At 69.4% G+C, this 15,265-nt stretch carries 16 protein-coding genes; 14 read left to right on the top strand and 2 right to left on the bottom strand.

Annotation, left to right across the window (positions count from 1 at the left end; genetic code table 11):
- The 13 genes from tilS to ACXJ3V_RS13575 all read left to right on the top strand — a co-directional run.
- Positions 1 to 798 (top strand): tRNA lysidine(34) synthetase TilS (tilS, locus tag ACXJ3V_RS13635; RefSeq protein WP_457100853.1); only part of this gene is annotated, 798 nt, incomplete at its 5' end.
- 55 nt (positions 799 to 853) lie between these two features.
- On the top strand, positions 854 to 1,612 hold the full coding sequence (locus tag ACXJ3V_RS13630) for a ParA family protein (RefSeq protein WP_457100852.1): 759 nt from the start codon (positions 854 to 856) through the stop codon (positions 1,610 to 1,612).
- 52 nt (positions 1,613 to 1,664) lie between these two features.
- Positions 1,665 to 2,216, top strand: a complete 552-nt coding sequence (hpt, locus tag ACXJ3V_RS13625) for a hypoxanthine phosphoribosyltransferase (protein WP_457100851.1) — start codon at positions 1,665 to 1,667, stop codon at positions 2,214 to 2,216.
- A 165-nt stretch (positions 2,217 to 2,381) separates the two neighbouring features.
- Positions 2,382 to 4,385: an ATP-dependent zinc metalloprotease FtsH gene (gene ftsH, locus ACXJ3V_RS13620; RefSeq protein ID WP_457100850.1), complete on the top strand. Its 2,004-nt coding sequence runs from the start codon at positions 2,382 to 2,384 to the stop codon at positions 4,383 to 4,385.
- Between the two features lie 9 nt (positions 4,386 to 4,394).
- Positions 4,395 to 4,997, top strand: coding sequence for a GTP cyclohydrolase I (gene folE / locus ACXJ3V_RS13615; protein WP_457100849.1), 603 nt, complete (start codon positions 4,395 to 4,397; stop codon positions 4,995 to 4,997).
- A 28-nt stretch (positions 4,998 to 5,025) separates the two neighbouring features.
- Positions 5,026 to 5,823 (top strand): dihydropteroate synthase, encoded by a 798-nt coding sequence (gene folP, locus ACXJ3V_RS13610; RefSeq protein WP_457100861.1) that lies wholly within the window; start codon positions 5,026 to 5,028, stop codon positions 5,821 to 5,823.
- Complete coding sequence (gene folB, locus ACXJ3V_RS13605) at positions 5,811 to 6,194, top strand: dihydroneopterin aldolase (protein ID WP_457100848.1); 384 nt, start codon at positions 5,811 to 5,813, stop codon at positions 6,192 to 6,194. The genes folP and folB overlap by 13 nt, the downstream gene beginning before the upstream one ends.
- A complete protein-coding gene (gene folK / locus ACXJ3V_RS13600; RefSeq protein ID WP_457100847.1) occupies positions 6,191 to 6,724 on the top strand; it encodes a 2-amino-4-hydroxy-6-hydroxymethyldihydropteridine diphosphokinase in 534 nt (177 codons plus the stop codon). Before folB ends, folK begins: the two co-directional genes overlap by 4 nt.
- Positions 6,721 to 7,212: a DUF3180 domain-containing protein gene (locus tag ACXJ3V_RS13595; RefSeq protein WP_457100846.1), complete on the top strand. Its 492-nt coding sequence runs from the start codon at positions 6,721 to 6,723 to the stop codon at positions 7,210 to 7,212. The genes folK and ACXJ3V_RS13595 overlap by 4 nt, the downstream gene beginning before the upstream one ends.
- Positions 7,213 to 7,276: 64 nt before the next feature.
- Positions 7,277 to 7,828, top strand: a complete 552-nt coding sequence (locus ACXJ3V_RS13590; RefSeq protein WP_457100860.1) for a PH domain-containing protein — start codon at positions 7,277 to 7,279, stop codon at positions 7,826 to 7,828.
- On the top strand, positions 7,825 to 9,489 hold the full coding sequence (locus ACXJ3V_RS13585) for a PH domain-containing protein (RefSeq protein ID WP_457100845.1): 1,665 nt from the start codon (positions 7,825 to 7,827) through the stop codon (positions 9,487 to 9,489). The genes ACXJ3V_RS13590 and ACXJ3V_RS13585 overlap by 4 nt, the downstream gene beginning before the upstream one ends.
- Entirely contained in the window at positions 9,486 to 10,199 is a 714-nt protein-coding gene (locus ACXJ3V_RS13580) for a DUF2520 domain-containing protein (RefSeq protein ID WP_457100844.1), read from the top strand. Before ACXJ3V_RS13585 ends, ACXJ3V_RS13580 begins: the two co-directional genes overlap by 4 nt.
- Before the next feature lie 317 nt (positions 10,200 to 10,516).
- Positions 10,517 to 10,663, top strand: coding sequence for a hypothetical protein (locus ACXJ3V_RS13575; protein ID WP_457100843.1), 147 nt, complete (start codon positions 10,517 to 10,519; stop codon positions 10,661 to 10,663).
- 38 nt (positions 10,664 to 10,701) lie between these two features.
- Here ACXJ3V_RS13575 and ACXJ3V_RS13570 read toward each other — a convergent pair whose 3' ends face one another.
- Positions 10,702 to 12,204, bottom strand: coding sequence for a DUF2142 domain-containing protein (locus tag ACXJ3V_RS13570; RefSeq protein ID WP_457100842.1), 1,503 nt, complete (start codon positions 12,202 to 12,204; stop codon positions 10,702 to 10,704).
- Positions 12,205 to 12,331: 127 nt separating this feature from the next.
- Here ACXJ3V_RS13570 and lysS point away from each other — a divergent pair, with 127 nt between their 5' ends.
- On the top strand, positions 12,332 to 13,843 hold the full coding sequence (gene lysS, locus ACXJ3V_RS13565; protein WP_457100841.1) for a lysine--tRNA ligase: 1,512 nt from the start codon (positions 12,332 to 12,334) through the stop codon (positions 13,841 to 13,843).
- A gap of 21 nt (positions 13,844 to 13,864) precedes the next feature.
- Here the strand turns inward: lysS and ACXJ3V_RS13560 are convergent, their stop codons facing one another.
- A complete protein-coding gene (locus tag ACXJ3V_RS13560) occupies positions 13,865 to 15,154 on the bottom strand; it encodes a DUF4192 family protein (RefSeq protein WP_457100840.1) in 1,290 nt (429 codons plus the stop codon).
- Positions 15,155 to 15,265 lie beyond the last annotated feature (111 nt).

Raw genomic sequence — 15,265 nt, 5'->3', positions numbered from 1 at the left:
CTCCAGGAGGGATCGGCGGATGCCGCGGCGGCGGCATCCGCGCAGGCCCAGGCTCTCGGGCTCGAAGCGCGTGTCACCCCGGTCGAGGTGGGTGCGGGCGGCGGCCCCGAGGCCGCCGCCCGCACCGCGCGGTATGCGGCGCTCGCCGCCGAGGCATCCGCCCTCGCAGCGGTCGCCGTTCTGACCGGCCACACGCTCGACGACCAGGCCGAGACGGTGCTGCTGGGGCTGGCGCGGGGGTCCGGTGCGGCGAGCCTGCAGGGCATGGCACCCGTCGCGCGGCTCGTCGAGGGGGTCGACCTGCTCCGGCCGCTGCTCGGGGTGCGGCGCGCAACCACTCGCACCGCGTGCGCAGCCGAGGGGCTCGCGCCCTGGATGGATCCGCACAACGCCGACCCTCGATTTGCCCGCGTGCGGGTGCGCGGTCGCGTCCTGCCGGTCCTGGAAGAGGAGCTGGGCCCGGGGATCGCCGAGGCGCTCGCCCGGACCGCCGAGCAGCTGCGCGAAGACGCGGCGGCGTTCGACGAGATGATCGAGGAGACGATCGAAGACCTCGTCGAGCATGCCGAAGCAGGCATCTCGGTCTCGGTCCCGGCGCTGGCCGCCAATCCGGCCGCGCTGCGGCATCGCATCATCCGGTATGTCGTGGCGGCGGAGTTCGGGGCGAGTCTCACCCGTGCGCAGACGCTCGAAGTCGCACGCCTCGTGACGGAATGGACCGGACAGGGCCCGATCGATCTCCCGGGCTGCCGCGCCGGCCGAACGGGTGCGCGGCTCCTCTTCACCGCCGCCGGCTGAGCCTCGGCTGCTTCTAGTCCTCGCCCGGACGGAAGGGCTGAACTAGGGTGTGCCCGTGAAGGTCGTCGCGGTGTACAGCGTCAAAGGCGGGGTCGGCAAGACGACGACCGCTGTGAATCTCGCCTGGGAAGCAGCGAAGTCCTACCGCGTGCTCCTCTGGGACCTCGACCCGCAGGCTGCGTCGACGTGGCTGCTCGACGTTCGGCCCAAGCTGAAGGGCGGGGCCGAGGCGCTCATCCGGGGCAAGACCAAGATCGGCCAGGTCGTGCGCGACACCGGCTACGCGAACCTCGACGTGCTGCCGGCCGACGACAGCTACCGCGACCTCGAGCTCGCACTCGACCAGACCAAGCACTCGACCCAGCGCCTCGCGCTGCTGCTCGGGCCGCTCGCTCGCAAGTACGACATCGTCATCCTGGACTGCCCGCCGGGGGAGTCGCTGCTCGCTCACAATGTCATCACCGCGGCGGATGTCATCGTGCTCCCGCTGCAGCCATCGCCGCTGTCGGCGCGCTCCCTCCAGCAGGTGCGCGATGTCGTGCGCTCGGAGAAGAAGCCGCCCAGGATCATCGGGTTCATCTCCATGGCGGATCGGCGCAGGACGGGACATCGCGCGGCGATCGCCGACCTTCCCACCACGGAGAAGGAGATGACCGAGGTCGTGGTGCCGAGCACGATCCACGTCGAGCGCATGGGTTCGGAGCGGGCACCTCTCGCCGCGTTCGCGCCGCGCACGGAGGCCGCGGCGGCCTTCGCCCAACTCTGGGACGAGACCGCCGCCCGACTGAAGCCGATCACGCGCAAGCACCATTGAGCGACGTCGCTCCGTCACCAGGCTCCCAGGCGTCCGCCCCTAGACTCGCCTCATGCGTGCGGCCGAGATCCAGAGCGACATCACCGAAGTCCTCGTCACCGAGGAGCAGATCCGGAGCAAGCTCGACGAGATCGCGGCGCAGGTCGCCGCGGACTACGCCGGCAAGGATCTCCTGCTCGTAGGCGTCCTCAAGGGCGCCGTCATGGTGATGGCCGACTTCGCCCGGGCGCTGCCCACGGCGATGGAGATGGACTGGATGGCGGTGTCGTCGTACGGGACCGGGACCAAGTCCAGCGGTGTGGTGCAGATCCGCAAGGACCTCGACTCCGACATCCACGGCCGACATGTGCTCATCGTCGAGGACATCATCGACTCCGGGCTCACGCTGTCCTGGCTGCTCGAGAATTTCGAGTCCCGTGGCGCTGCGTCGGTCGAGGTGTTCGCGCTGCTGCGCAAGCCGGATGCCGCGAAGGTGCACGTGGAGTGCCGCTACATCGGCTTCGACATCCCGAACGAATTCGTCATCGGGTACGGCCTCGACTACGCCGAGAAGTACCGGAATCTCCGCGACGTCGCGGTGCTCGCACCGCACGTCTACTCCTGAACCGCGCTGCTCCGTCGCACCCGCCCAGCGCGCATCGATTCCGCCATGGGCGAATGCACAGATTCGTCATAGCCTGCCCGCGATACCCTGAATCCACCCGTCGGCGCGGCTTCCGCCACCCTGCCGCGGGTCGGCTGACGAAAGGGAACGGGCCCAGCCCGCACCATGGACCTCAAGAAGATCACCCGCAATCCGCTCTTCTACGTGCTGATGATCGGGTTCCTGCTCGTCGTGGGCTTCTCTCTGATTTCGAGCCTCGGCGGGGCCAAGCAGATCTCCACCCAACAGGGACTCGAACTGCTCGACGGCGGAACCGTCACCGAGGTCACGACGACCGACGGCGATCAGCGTGTCGACATGACGCTCTCCGAGCCGTACGAGGGCGCGACCGAGGTGCAGTTCTACTACATCGAGGCCCGTGCCGACGAGGTGGTCGCCGCGATCACCGCGGCCGACCCGAAGGACGGCTTCGACGACGCCGTTCCGCGTGCGAGCTGGTTCGACGGCTTCATCTCGCTCTTCCTCCCGATCCTGCTGCTGGGCCTGCTCTTCTGGTTCCTGCTGTCTTCCGCCCAGGGCGGCGGCAGCAAGGTCATGCAGTTCGGCAAGTCCCGCGCCAAGCTCGTGACCAAGGAGACTCCGACGGTCACCTTCGAGGACGTCGCCGGCTCCGACGAGGCCATCGAGGAGATGCAGGAGATCAAGGACTTCCTGAAGGACCCCTCGCGCTTCCAGGCCGTCGGTGCGCGGATCCCGAAGGGCGTCCTGCTGTACGGCCCTCCCGGAACCGGCAAGACCCTGCTCGCCCGCGCTGTCGCCGGTGAGGCGGGCGTCCCGTTCTACTCGATCTCCGGTTCCGACTTCGTCGAGATGTTCGTCGGCGTCGGCGCGAGCCGCGTGCGCGACCTGTTCAACCAGGCGAAGGAGAGCGCTCCGGCGATCATCTTCATCGACGAGATCGACGCCGTCGGCCGCCACCGCGGTGCCGGCATGGGCGGCGGGCACGACGAGCGCGAGCAGACGCTCAACCAGATGCTCGTCGAAATGGACGGATTCGACCCGAAGGCGAACGTCATCGTCATCGCGGCGACCAACCGCCCCGACATCCTGGATCCCGCTCTGCTGCGTCCGGGTCGCTTCGACCGCCAGATCGGCGTCGATGCGCCCGACCTCAAGGGCCGCACCCGCATTCTCGAGGTGCACGGCCGTGGCAAGCCGCTCGCGGACGGCGTCGACCTCGAGGTCGTCGCCCGCAAGACCCCCGGCTTCACCGGCGCCGACCTGGCGAACGTCCTCAACGAGGCTGCGCTGCTGACCGCTCGCTCCAACGCGCAGCTGATCGACAACCGCGCCCTCGACGAGGCCATCGACCGCGTGATCGCCGGCCCCCAGCGCCGCACTCGCGTGATGAAGGACAAAGAGAAGCTCATCACGGCGTACCACGAGGGCGGGCACGCGCTCGCGGCCGCGGCGATGAACCACACCGACCCCGTCACGAAGGTCACGATCCTGCCGCGCGGCAAGGCGCTCGGATACACGATGGTGCTCCCGCTCGACGACAAGTACTCGATCACCCGCAACGAACTGCAGGACCAGCTCGCGTACGCGATGGGCGGCCGCGTGGCTGAGGAGATCATCTTCCACGACCCCACCACCGGCGCCAGCAACGACATCGAGAAGGCGACGAACATCGCCCGCAAGATGGTCACCGAGTACGGCATGACGATGGATGTCGGACCCGTCAAGCTCGGCTCCTCCTCGGGTGAGGTCTTCATGGGCCGCGACATGGGTCACGGCCGCGACTTCAGCGAACGTGTCGCGGAGCGGGTCGACGCACAGGTGCGCGCGCTGATCGAACAGGCCCACAACGAGGCCTACGAGGTGATCAACGCCAACCGTGAGGTGCTCGATCGACTCGCGCTGGCGCTGCTCGAGAAGGAGACGCTCGACCACATCGAGCTCGCGGAGATCTTCAGCGACGTCCAGAAGCTGCCGCCGCGCCCGCAGTGGCTGTCCAGCGAGGGGCGACCGGTCTCGGCCCGCCCTCCCGTCGATGTGCCGCACCGCAGCGAGCTGGGCCTGGCTGTTTCGGTCGAGGCCGAGCAGACCGTGCCGGAGAAGGCTCCCCGCCGTCAGCCGACCGGACAGGCGCGTCCCGCGACCGCGTAGGCTCGGCCTGTGGCCGTAGACCGTGAGCGTGTCGCCGCGCTCGTGCGAGAGCTCCTCGAAGCGATCGGGGAGGATCCAGAGCGCCCGGGCCTCAAGGCGACCCCCACGCGCGTGGCCGACGCCTACACGGAGTTCTTCGCCGGGGTCGGGCAGGATCCTGCCGCTCCGCTCGCCCACACGATCTCGATCTCGCACGGCCCGGCGCCGGAGACTGCGCCGTCCGGGGCGGTCATGCTCCGCGACATCCACTTCCGGTCTGTCTGCGAGCACCATCTGCTGCCGTTCCGTGGGTGGGCGCACATCGCGTATCTGCCCGGCGACCAGGTGGTGGGTCTCGGCGCCCTCCCCAAGGTCGTCGAGGTGCTGTCCGCGCGACCCCAGGTGCAGGAGCGGCTCGGCGAGCAGATCGCCGACACCATCTCCGAGGCGCTCGACACCCGCGGGGTGCTCGTAGTGCTCGACGCTTCGCACGGCTGCGTCACGATGCGGGGGGAGCGTCAGCCCGAGGCCTCCACCGTCACGATCGCCGCCCGCGGCGAGCTCGCCGAACCGGCCGCGCGCGCCGAGCTCATCGCCCTGATCGGGCCGCCACGCCTGGCGGGTCGCGAGTGAGCGCGCGGCGCGGATGAGCTGCCTCGTGATGGGGGTGGTCAACGTCACTCCCGACTCATTCAGCGACGGCGGGCTCTACCTGGACACGGATGCCGCGATCGCGCGCGGTCTGGCGCTTCGTGCGCAGGGTGCCGACCTGCTGGACATCGGGGGCGAGTCCACCCGGCCGGGCGCGCAGCGCATCGACCCTTCCGTCGAGCGAGAGCGCGTGCTGCCCGTGGTTCGAGCGCTCGCCGAGGCCGGCGCCGTCCTCAGCATCGACACCATGAATGCGAGCACCGCCCTAGCCGCCGTGGAGGCGGGCGCCCGGATCGTCAACGACGTCTCGGGCGGGCTGGCCGACCCCGACATGCTCGCGGCGATCGCGCCAACAGGCGCGGATGTCGTGCTGCAGCACTGGCGAGGTCCCTCCTCCGCCATGTACGCGCAGGCGGAGTACGACGATGTCGTGCTCGAAGTGCTGCGGGAGCTGTCGGCGCGGATCGACGCCGCCGGGGCGGCCGGGATCGCGCCTTCCCGGGTGATCGTCGACCCCGGCATCGGCTTCGGCAAGCAGGGCGCGCAGAACTGGGCAGTGCTTCGCGGGCTGCCCCGGATCGCCGGGCTCGGCCCGCGGATGATGGTCGGCACGAGCCGCAAGCGCTTCCTCGCCGATGCACTCGGAGCGGAGGCATCCGTCCAACGGCGTGACTTCGCCACAGCGGTGACGAGCGTGCTGGCCGCGCAGGCCGGCGCATGGGCCGTGCGGGTGCACGATGTATCGGCGACGGTCGACGCGCTGCGGGTCGCCCGCAGCTGGGAGAAAGGTGCTGGATGGACTTCCTAGACGAGATCACCCTGACGGGTGTTCGAGCTTTCGGCCACCACGGCGTCTTCGAGGAGGAGCGTCGCGAGGGTCAGGAGTTCGTCGTCGATGTGACCCTCTTCGTCAGCACTGCCCGGGCGGCGGCGTCTGACGATGTCGCCGACACCGTGCACTATGGCGAGGTCGCCGAGCGCATCGTCGCCCTCGTCTCGAACGACCCGGTCCATCTTCTGGAGAAGCTCGCCGCGCGCATCGCCGACGACTTGCTGACTTGGGATCATGTCCGGATGGTGAGCGTGACCATCCACAAGCCGCAGGCGCCCATCACCGTGCCGTTCGCGGACGTCTCGGTGACCATCCGACGTGCCGCCGAAGCGGGGGAGCCCTCGTGAGCCGTCGCCTCGCGGAAGGGTTCCGCGGATCCGACCAGGCGTCCGAGCGTCCTGCCGTCGAAGCCGTCGTCGCCCTGGGCGCCAACCTCGGCGATCGCGCCGCGGTGCTGGATGAGGCGGTCGCCGATCTGCGTCGACTGCCCCTGGTCGACGCCGTCCGCGCATCGGCCGCCATCGAATCGGTCGCCGTGCGACCGGATGGACCGGATGCCTCGGCCCCGGCATACCTGAACGCCGTCGCCCTCGTCACCACCCGGCTGGCGCCCACCGTGTTGCTTTCCTACCTGCATGCCATCGAGGCGCGGCACGGGCGTGAGCGCCGGGAACGGTGGGGCGATCGCACCCTCGACCTCGACCTCATCGCGTACGGGGACGTGCGCAGCGACGATCCCGGGCTGCTCCTGCCGCATCCGCGGGCCGCCGAGCGCAGCTTCGTTTTGGAGCCGTGGCTCCTGATCGACCCCGATGCCGAGCTTCCCGGCGCGGGCCGCGTCGACACGCTCCTCGAGCGCCTCCGGGAGGGTTCGTGAAGCGCACCGGCGCCGCCATCCTGGTGCTCGCCGCGGGCATCGGCGTGGCCGCGGGCTTTCTTCTCGACCAGCTGCTCACCGGAGCGGGGCGACCGACCTTCACTCCAGCGGTGACGCTGCCGATCCTGCTGGTCGTGCTGGGCGTCATCATCGTCGTGCTGGCGCTGCCGATCCGCCGCGCGACCAGAGGCGCCGACGGCTCGCCGGTGAATCCGTTCCGCGCGTTGCGGATCGCGATGCTCGCCAAGTCTTCGGCCATCGTCGGTGCGAGTTTCGGCGGTTTCGCGGGGGGCCTCGCCCTCTTCCTCCTCACCCGCCCCGTCACACCGTCGATAGGCTCGTGGGGAGCGGTGATCGCGACGATCGTCTGCGGCGTCCTGCTCATGACCGCGGGCCTCGTCGCCGAGCATCTGTGCACGATTCGGAAGGACGACGATGACGAACATCCCGGAGACGCCGAGACCGGATACGACGTCCACTCCCACTGACGAGGGGACGGATGCCGCGCTCGACGCGACCGTCGGCTCCGCGCTCGACCCGAACACCGAAGCCGTGCTCGACGCGAACACCGAAGCCGTACTCGACGCGAACACCTACGACCGGCTGATCGAGCCGCGGTCGCCGCACCGGCTCGCCCTCGAGCAGGGCGTCTGGCACCAGATCTCTCGCAGCTACCTGTGGGTGCAGCTCATTTCGTCTGGCCTCAGCCTCGCGGTCGTCGTGGCCATCATGCTCGTGCTTGTTCTCTTCTTCCACCAGACCTGGGCGCTGATCCCCGGCGGGATCGTCAGCGTCATCCTGATCTGGACCATCGCGATCCTCCCTCGTCAGGTGCGCGCGATCGGCTATCAGCTGCGGCACGACGACCTCGTCTTCCGTCGGGGAATCCTCTGGCAGCGGATGGTCGCCGTCCCCTACGGGCGCATGCAGCTCGTCGACATCACCCACGGCCCCCTCGACCGCGGATTCGGCATCGCACAGCTCAAGTTCGTCACCGCGGCGGCCAGCACCGGCGTCACCATTCCGGGCCTCAAGCAGACCACGGCCGAGACGCTGCGCGATCACCTCGTCGCCGTGGCCGAGAGCCGGCGGACCGGCCTATGAGCGACCCGACCCAGGGCGGCCCGCCACCGGTTGACGCCGTGCCATCTGCGGACGCGGTGCCGGACAGCGCACCCGATCGCGTCCCGCCGCCCCCACCACTGCTCGCGCGGTCGCCCTTGAGCGACGGCGAGTGGCATCGGCTGCACCCACTGACCCCGGTGCTGCGCGGGGGGCTGTTCCTCGTCGTCGTGGCCGGCATCATCATCGCCAACCTGCGCGACCGTCTGGTCGTGCTGTTCCTCCCCTGGCTCGCCCCCGACGTGGACATCGACCGAGAGCTCGAGGGGTTCGAGAGCGGTGACCCGGTCGACTGGGTGATCGCGAACAACCTTTACCTGGTCGCAGCGCTCGCCGTGCTGGCGGTCCTGCTGGCGCTGACGGCCGTCTACTACCTGTCGTGGCGGTTCCACACGCTGCGGATCACTGGAGACGCCGTCGAGGTGTGCAGCGGCATCCTGTTCCGCACGCATCGCCGTGCCCCGCTCGATCGGGTGCAGGGGGTCAACCTGATCCGTCCGATGGTCGCGCGCCTGCTCGGCATGGCGAAACTCGAGGTGGTCGGCGCGGGCACTGACGGCAATGTCCGGCTGGAGTACCTCTCCACCTCGAATGCCGAGGCCGTCCGCGCCGACATCCTGCGCCTCGCCTCGGGACGACGCCTCGCGGATGCCGCGGCTCATCCCGCGGCGCAGGGTTCGCGGGTGAGCGCGCTCGGCCAGGCGGTCTCACGGGGTGTGACCGGGCTCATCGAGGGCGATGAGGCACCCGTCGCCGTGCCGGAATCGGTCGTGCAGATCCCGATCGTCCGACTCGTGGCATCCCACATCATCAGTCCTGGGACGGTCGGACTGCTGTTCGCCATCGGTGCCATCGCGGTCGGCTCGATCCAGGGCACGCCCTGGCTGCTCATCGGCATGGTGCCCGCGGTGATCGGCTTCATCGCCTACTGGGTCCGCTCGATCGCGCGGTCGCTGCGCTATTCGATCGCCCCGACGCCCGACGGCGTGCGCATCACCTTCGGCCTGCTGACCACGATCACCGAGATCGTGCCCCCAGGCCGGGTGCATGCCGTCGAGGTGGCGCAGTCGATCCTGTGGCGCCCAGCGGGTTGGTGGAGCATCCGGATCAATCGGCTGTCTGGCAAGAGCCTGAGCGATACCAATCGCGACCAGTTCACGACGGTGCTCCCGGTGGGCAAGCTCGCTGATGTGCAGCGCGTGCTCGAGCTGCTGCTGCCGGACGTGCCGCCCGAAGAGTGGCCGCTGATCGTGCGGCAGGGCGTACTGCGTCCGGCTGCGGGCGACACGTTCACGAACTCCCCGCGGCGGGCATGGTTCCTGCGGCCGCTGTCGTGGCGGCGCAACGGCTTCCGGGTGACGCCGGACATGCTGCTCCTGCGGCGCGGGGCGATCTGGCGTCAGCTGGCGATCCTGCCGCTGGCGCGGCTGCAGAGTGTCGCCCTGGAGCAGGGTCCGATCGACCGGATGCTGCGGATCGCCTCGGCGCGGGCGCACACCGTGTCGGGACCGGTGTCGGCCGCGCTGTCGGTCATTGACCGGGACGAAGCCCTGAGCTTGTTCGCTGAGACCTCGGCGGGCGCCGTGCGCTCGGCTTCGGTCGATCGCACGCACCGCTGGGCAGAGGAGGAGGAGCAGTCATGAGGCGCGACGGGAGGCTCGGCGTCGGGATCATCGGGGCAGGACGGGTCGGGCCCGTGATCGGCGCAGCACTCGCCGGCTCCGGGCACGCGCTGATCGGCATCACGCGCGGGTCGGACGACGAACGGGTCGAAGCCGTGCTGCCCGGGCTGCCGGTGCTCGATGCCGTCGAGGTCGCCCGCCGCAGCGAACTGGTGATCATCGCGGTGCCGCACGACGAACTCCCCGGCCTGGTCGCGGGCCTCGCCGATGTCGGTGCCTGGCAGCCGGGCCAGCTCGTGCTGCACACCGACCCCGCCTACGGCACCACCGTGCTCACGCCCGCGGTCGCCCGCGGGGCGATCCCCCTGGCCGTCCATCCGGCGATCGTCTTCACGGGCACCTCGATGGACCTGCGGGTGCTGGCCACCGCCTATGCGGCCGTCACCGCGCCAGGTCCGGTGCTGCCGATCGCGCAGGCGCTCGCGGTCGAGCTCGGCTGCGAGCCCGTCGTCATCGCCGAGGAGGACCGAGCGGCCTATGCCGAGGGAATCGCGACAGCGACGACTTTCTCGCGGGCGATCGTCCAGCAGGCTGCCGGGCTGCTGCGCTCGGCGGGGGTGCCGCACCCTGGCTCGCACCTGTCGGCGCTTGTGCACTCCACGATGGACCACGCACTCGCCGACGCCGGGTCCGCCGACGGGGACAGGCTCACCGATACGATCCACGGATGATCAGCACCATCGAGGGGCTGCGCGCCCGAATCGCCGAGGCAAGAGCAACAGCACCGGGCGGAGCCAGGATCACGCTCCGATCTACTTCGACGGGCTGCTGACGATCGAGGGCCGCCGCCTCCAACGCCGATCGCGGAGTCGACGCGTGCATCGCCGCCCGCCAGTCATCGCTCATGGGCGAGACCAGGATCCGCCTCGAACACCTGACTGTGGCCGACCCGGCCACGTTCCTCCCGGTCGGCGATGGGCGCCGCGGCCCCACGCCCTGGCATTGAGCACCGCCACGCTGGCGGGTCACCTGCCCGCTGGCGTACACGATGGATGCCGCGGCCGCCGTCGAGCTGATCGAACTCGCATCAGCGACGCTCGTCGTGCCGGTGCCCGTCGAGGGGTGGAGCCATTTCTCCGAGCAGGAGAGCGCGGCACGGGTGTTCGCCGCGCCGCGGCCACGGTGCGCGATCTGATCCGCTGGCAGCCACTTGGCGAGCCGGCCGAGCTCGCCTTATGCGAGCCGTTCCATCGTCGGTTCTTGCGGCGGGGCGGGGGTCGAAACCGGGACCTCGTCGTGGACGCTCCGCAGCACGGCCAGCAGGACGAAGACGAGGGCGAACGAGAGCGATCCCACAATCCAGATAACCATGGGCGCCGGGACGCCTGACCACCACCACTCAGCCTCGGCGCCCGGGTCGATCGAGGGTTGATCTGAACCGGTCGTGTATCGACGAATGTTGACATGGAGCGCGAGTGCGGCGGCGATGGTCACTGCCGATCCGACAGTGACCACACGCGGGACGGACCATTCCGTGTGGGCGGTCGCGGTCGCCGAGGCCACGCCGAGCAGGATGATCAGCAACGGAAGGATATAGCGCGGCTGGACGAGATTGTCTGCGACGTGCACGCCGGTCTGCGCGAGCTTGACGAAGGGCACCGCCCACAGCGCCGCGACGACAACACCGAGCGCAACGCCGCGACGCCATCCGACCTGGCGCATGCCGACGATCACCGCCGCGCAGAAGGAGCCGAACGCGAGTACTGGCACGGCAACGGGCATGATCGTGTCAAGCCAGCCAAGCCCCGCGGTGCCGAACACACCGATCCAGAGCCCCGGGACGCCGAGCAGGTTGGAGATGTGGTCTGCCGTCGTCAGCGGGGGCCCGTCGGTCCCGAGTCCGGTAATCACGACCCGCCCCTGACCCCCGGATAGGTAGAAGGCGACGGCAATGACCGTGATCAAAGTGCCTGCGACGGTCGGGTAGAGCAGCGCTCGACCTCGACGGGCGCCGAGGATGAAGGCCAGAACGACTCCGAATCCGGCGAACGCCGCTGCGTCGGAGCGCGCGCCCGCTCCGATCACACCGCCGACGACGGCAAGGATGCAGAGCATGAGCTCGCGTCTTCCCGTGGTTCGCAACGCGCCGTACAAGCACACCCAGACCATCGCGGCGGAAACCAGCGCCCACGATGACGGATTGGTCGAGGAAACCACGAACAGGCCCAGCGGTACAACAGCGACCAAGGTCGGAGCCAGCAGTGCGGCTCGTAGAAACCGAGGGAGTGCGAAATACGTGGCCGTAAGTAATCCAACCGCCAGTGCGGCATTGGCGATCCGCATGAGCAGCACCGACGTCTGGACGTCCGGGCCCGCGAATATCGACATCGCTGCGTAGAACAGCGGCGGGTAGGACCCGTCGGTGTTGAGGACGGTTGCCTCAGCGAGACCCTGCGCCGCGGAATCCCAGCACGCACCGCTGATCTCGGAGTGGTAGGCGTAGCAGGTCGCGTCCAGCAGCGCGGCGGGCACAAGGCGCGTCGCCGGATCACCTGACTCCTCGCATAGTCCCTCCCGGAGGCCTTGGCCGCACCAGATCGACGGCAGGTGGAAGTTGTCATCCGGACTTGACCCGACGGTACTCGCGAATGCCCAGGCGACGAGTGTCACCAGCAGCAAGATGGGGATGCACACCGCCACGACCCGACCGACGACCCGCGGTGAAGGCGTGTTCATCGCATCAGCGTAACGGTCTGGTGGCGAACGCTAGATCGTCCGTGGACACGCGCCGGACCGGGGGCCAGAAACGGTCTATCGGCGCGCCGATAGACTTGGGGCCGACTTTGCGAGGAGCCCCGCACGAATGACCGACACGACTGCACCTGAGCCGACCGAAGAGGACGTCTTCGAGCAGAAGGCCGTGCGCCTCGCCAAGCGGGAGCGATTGATCGCGCAGCGGACGGATGCCTCAGGCGGCGCCTATCCAGTGGCCGTGCCGGTCACCGACACCATTCCGGCGCTACGGAAACAGCACTTCGATCTCGAAGCCGGTGCCGAGACCGGCCTCACGGCCGCCGTGGCCGGGCGCGTCGTCTTCAGTCGAAATACCGGGAAGCTCTGCTTCGCGACCTTGCAGGCTGGCGACGGCAGCCGTATCCAGGCGATGGTGTCGCTCGCCGGCGTCGGTGAGGCATCGCTCCAGGAGTGGAAGGAACTCGTCGACCTCGGCGATCACGTCTTCGTCAACGGTGAGGTCATCTCCAGCCGTCGTGGCGAACTTTCGATCATGGTCGCCGAGTGGCAGATCGCCTCGAAGGCGATCCTGCCGCTGCCGAACATGTACTCCGAGCTCAGCGAAGAGAGCCGCGTGCGCAGCCGATTCCTCGACCTCATCGTGCGCGACCGGGCACGGGACACCGTCGTCGCCCGCGCCAAGGTCAACGCGAGCCTGCGGCAGACCTTCACCGACCGCGGCTACCTCGAAGTCGAGACCCCGATGCTGCAGGTGCAGCACGGCGGTGCAACCGCTCGTCCGTTCGTCACCCGCTCCAACGCGTTCGACGCGGACCTCTACCTGAGGATCGCGCCGGAGCTGTTCCTCAAGCGCGCCGTCGTCGGCGGGCTCGAGCGCGTGTTCGAGATCAACCGCAACTTCCGCAACGAGGGCGCGGACTCGACGCACAGCCCGGAGTTCGCGATGCTCGAGGCCTACGAGGCATACAGCGACTACAACGGCATCGCCGACCTCACCCAGGCGCTGATCCAGAACGCAGCGATCGCCGTGGCAGGATCGACCACCGTCACGTGGGCGGATGGCACCGAGTACGACTTGGGCGGCCAGTGGGAGCGCCTCTCGATGTATGGGTCGCTGTCTGAGGCGATCGGTCGCGCCGTTACGCCGGAGGCTTCGCTCGCCGAGCTGCTCGCGCTCGCCGCGGAGGCGGAGGTGGAAGCCCCGCCGCACGCGACGCACGGCAAGCTCGTCGAGGAGCTGTGGGAGCACCACGTCAAGAGCGGCCTCACCCGGCCGACGTTCGTGATGGACTTCCCGCTCGACACCAGCCCTCTCGTGCGTGAGCACCGCACGATCCCCGGCGTGGTCGAGAAGTGGGACCTGTACGTCCGCGGCTTCGAACTCGCGACCGGCTACTCCGAGCTCATCGACCCTGTCATCCAGCGCGAGCGCTTCGTCGAGCAGGCGAAGCTCGCCGCCCGTGGCGATCTCGAGGCGATGCGCATCGACGAGGAGTTCCTCCGGGCCATGGAGCACGGCATGCCGCCCATGGGCGGCATGGGCATGGGCATCGACCGTCTGCTCATGGCGATCACCGGTCTCGGCATCCGCGAAACCATCCTTTTCCCGCTGGTCAAGTAGCTCCTGCTGCCCGACCACGGCTCACCGCGGGCGGAACGCCCAGTCGGGGAGATGCCCGGCGTGCACGAACGACCGTACGATCTCCGCGAGCCCGTGTTCGGGCTCGAGGTCGCACGCCTGAACGGCGTAGCGCTCCGCATGGGTCGAGCGGCCGAGCGCCCATGCCAGCCACGCGCACGTGGCGAGCGGACCGGGCCGAAGCGCGCTCGGAGCAGCCGCCGCCGCCCGCCGGGCGAGGGCCAGGGCATTCTCGAGGCGCTCGGGCTGTGGCCGCTCGCCTTCACCCCACATATGCATCGCGAGGTGAGGCGGGTACTCCTCGCCCGACTCCCATCGCAGCTGAGCGTCGAAGGCTTCGTCGCCGGCTGCGAGTCCGCCGCACCACTCCATGAGCGCGATATCGCGCAGGGCGGGGCGGGTGAGGCACCAGATGATCGTGGCGGCGTCGTAGGCGGGCAGGTTGTCCGCGTCCCAACGCAGCGCATCCTCGAACAGAGCGGGCAGGTCATCGAGAGTGCATACGGCAGCGAGGGCGAGGGGGTCGATCCGGCGCTCCTCGGACTCCTCGGAAGGATCCGGACTGAAGGTCTCGAAGTCGGGGACTTCTGCTGGGGCCGAAGGGCGGCCCTTGGTCCCGGCGCCCGCCGTCTCCTTCGACCGCGCGCGCGGTCGGGGCAGGCCGAAGGAGTCTCGCTGTGGCGAAGGCGCCTGATATCCACGGGCGCGGCCGGATGCGGCATCCGTCCCGCAGACGAGCGTGACCGCAGCGTCGAGCGCGCGCAGGGCGCGGCCCACTCGTTCGCGTTCGACGGAGTCGCAGGCCGGAAGCTCCGACCCCGTGATCTGGTCGCCGTCGGCCACCGCGAGGTGCTCTGCCCCGGCGGGCTCATCGCCCAACAGCTCAAGGGATCGTCCGCAGGCCAGGAGGTCCGGGTCGAGGTAGGAACCCCACGCGTCGCCGGCGACGACCAGCGCGTCGGTCATCCGCAGGCCGCACGTGTCGGCGCGGCGTTCGAGCGCACGGATGAGCCGGGCATGCGGGGGACCGTTGTCGAAGGCAGCGTCGGTGTAGACGACCGCAGCCACGGCATCGGCGTCGGGAAGGCGGCAGACCATCCCGATGAGTGTGGCGGCGGAACGGTCGGCCGTATCGTCGTCGACGCACTGTGGCAGGTCTACGCGCATCGCACCCAGGCTGCGGGAGCCGTGGAACGGGATGAGGATGATGCTGCGGGTCGGGCGGTAGCCGAGCATGCGTGGAACGAGGGCGAGGAATTGAGCCGCGTCTGCGGCCTTCACGATGGTGGTCATGCGTCGAGCCTGAATGCGCCGGATCGGCTGCAGCGGGAGGGGCGGAGCGCTGTGAGGGACCTGCGCGATCGGCCCGCTGGGGAGGACCGGTGGGCCGCGTATCCTGGAGAC

Source organism: Microbacterium sp. P5_E9 (assembly GCF_054049175.1).
Note: the sequence above shows the minus strand (reverse complement) of the source record. Positions and strands in the feature narration are given on the sequence as shown.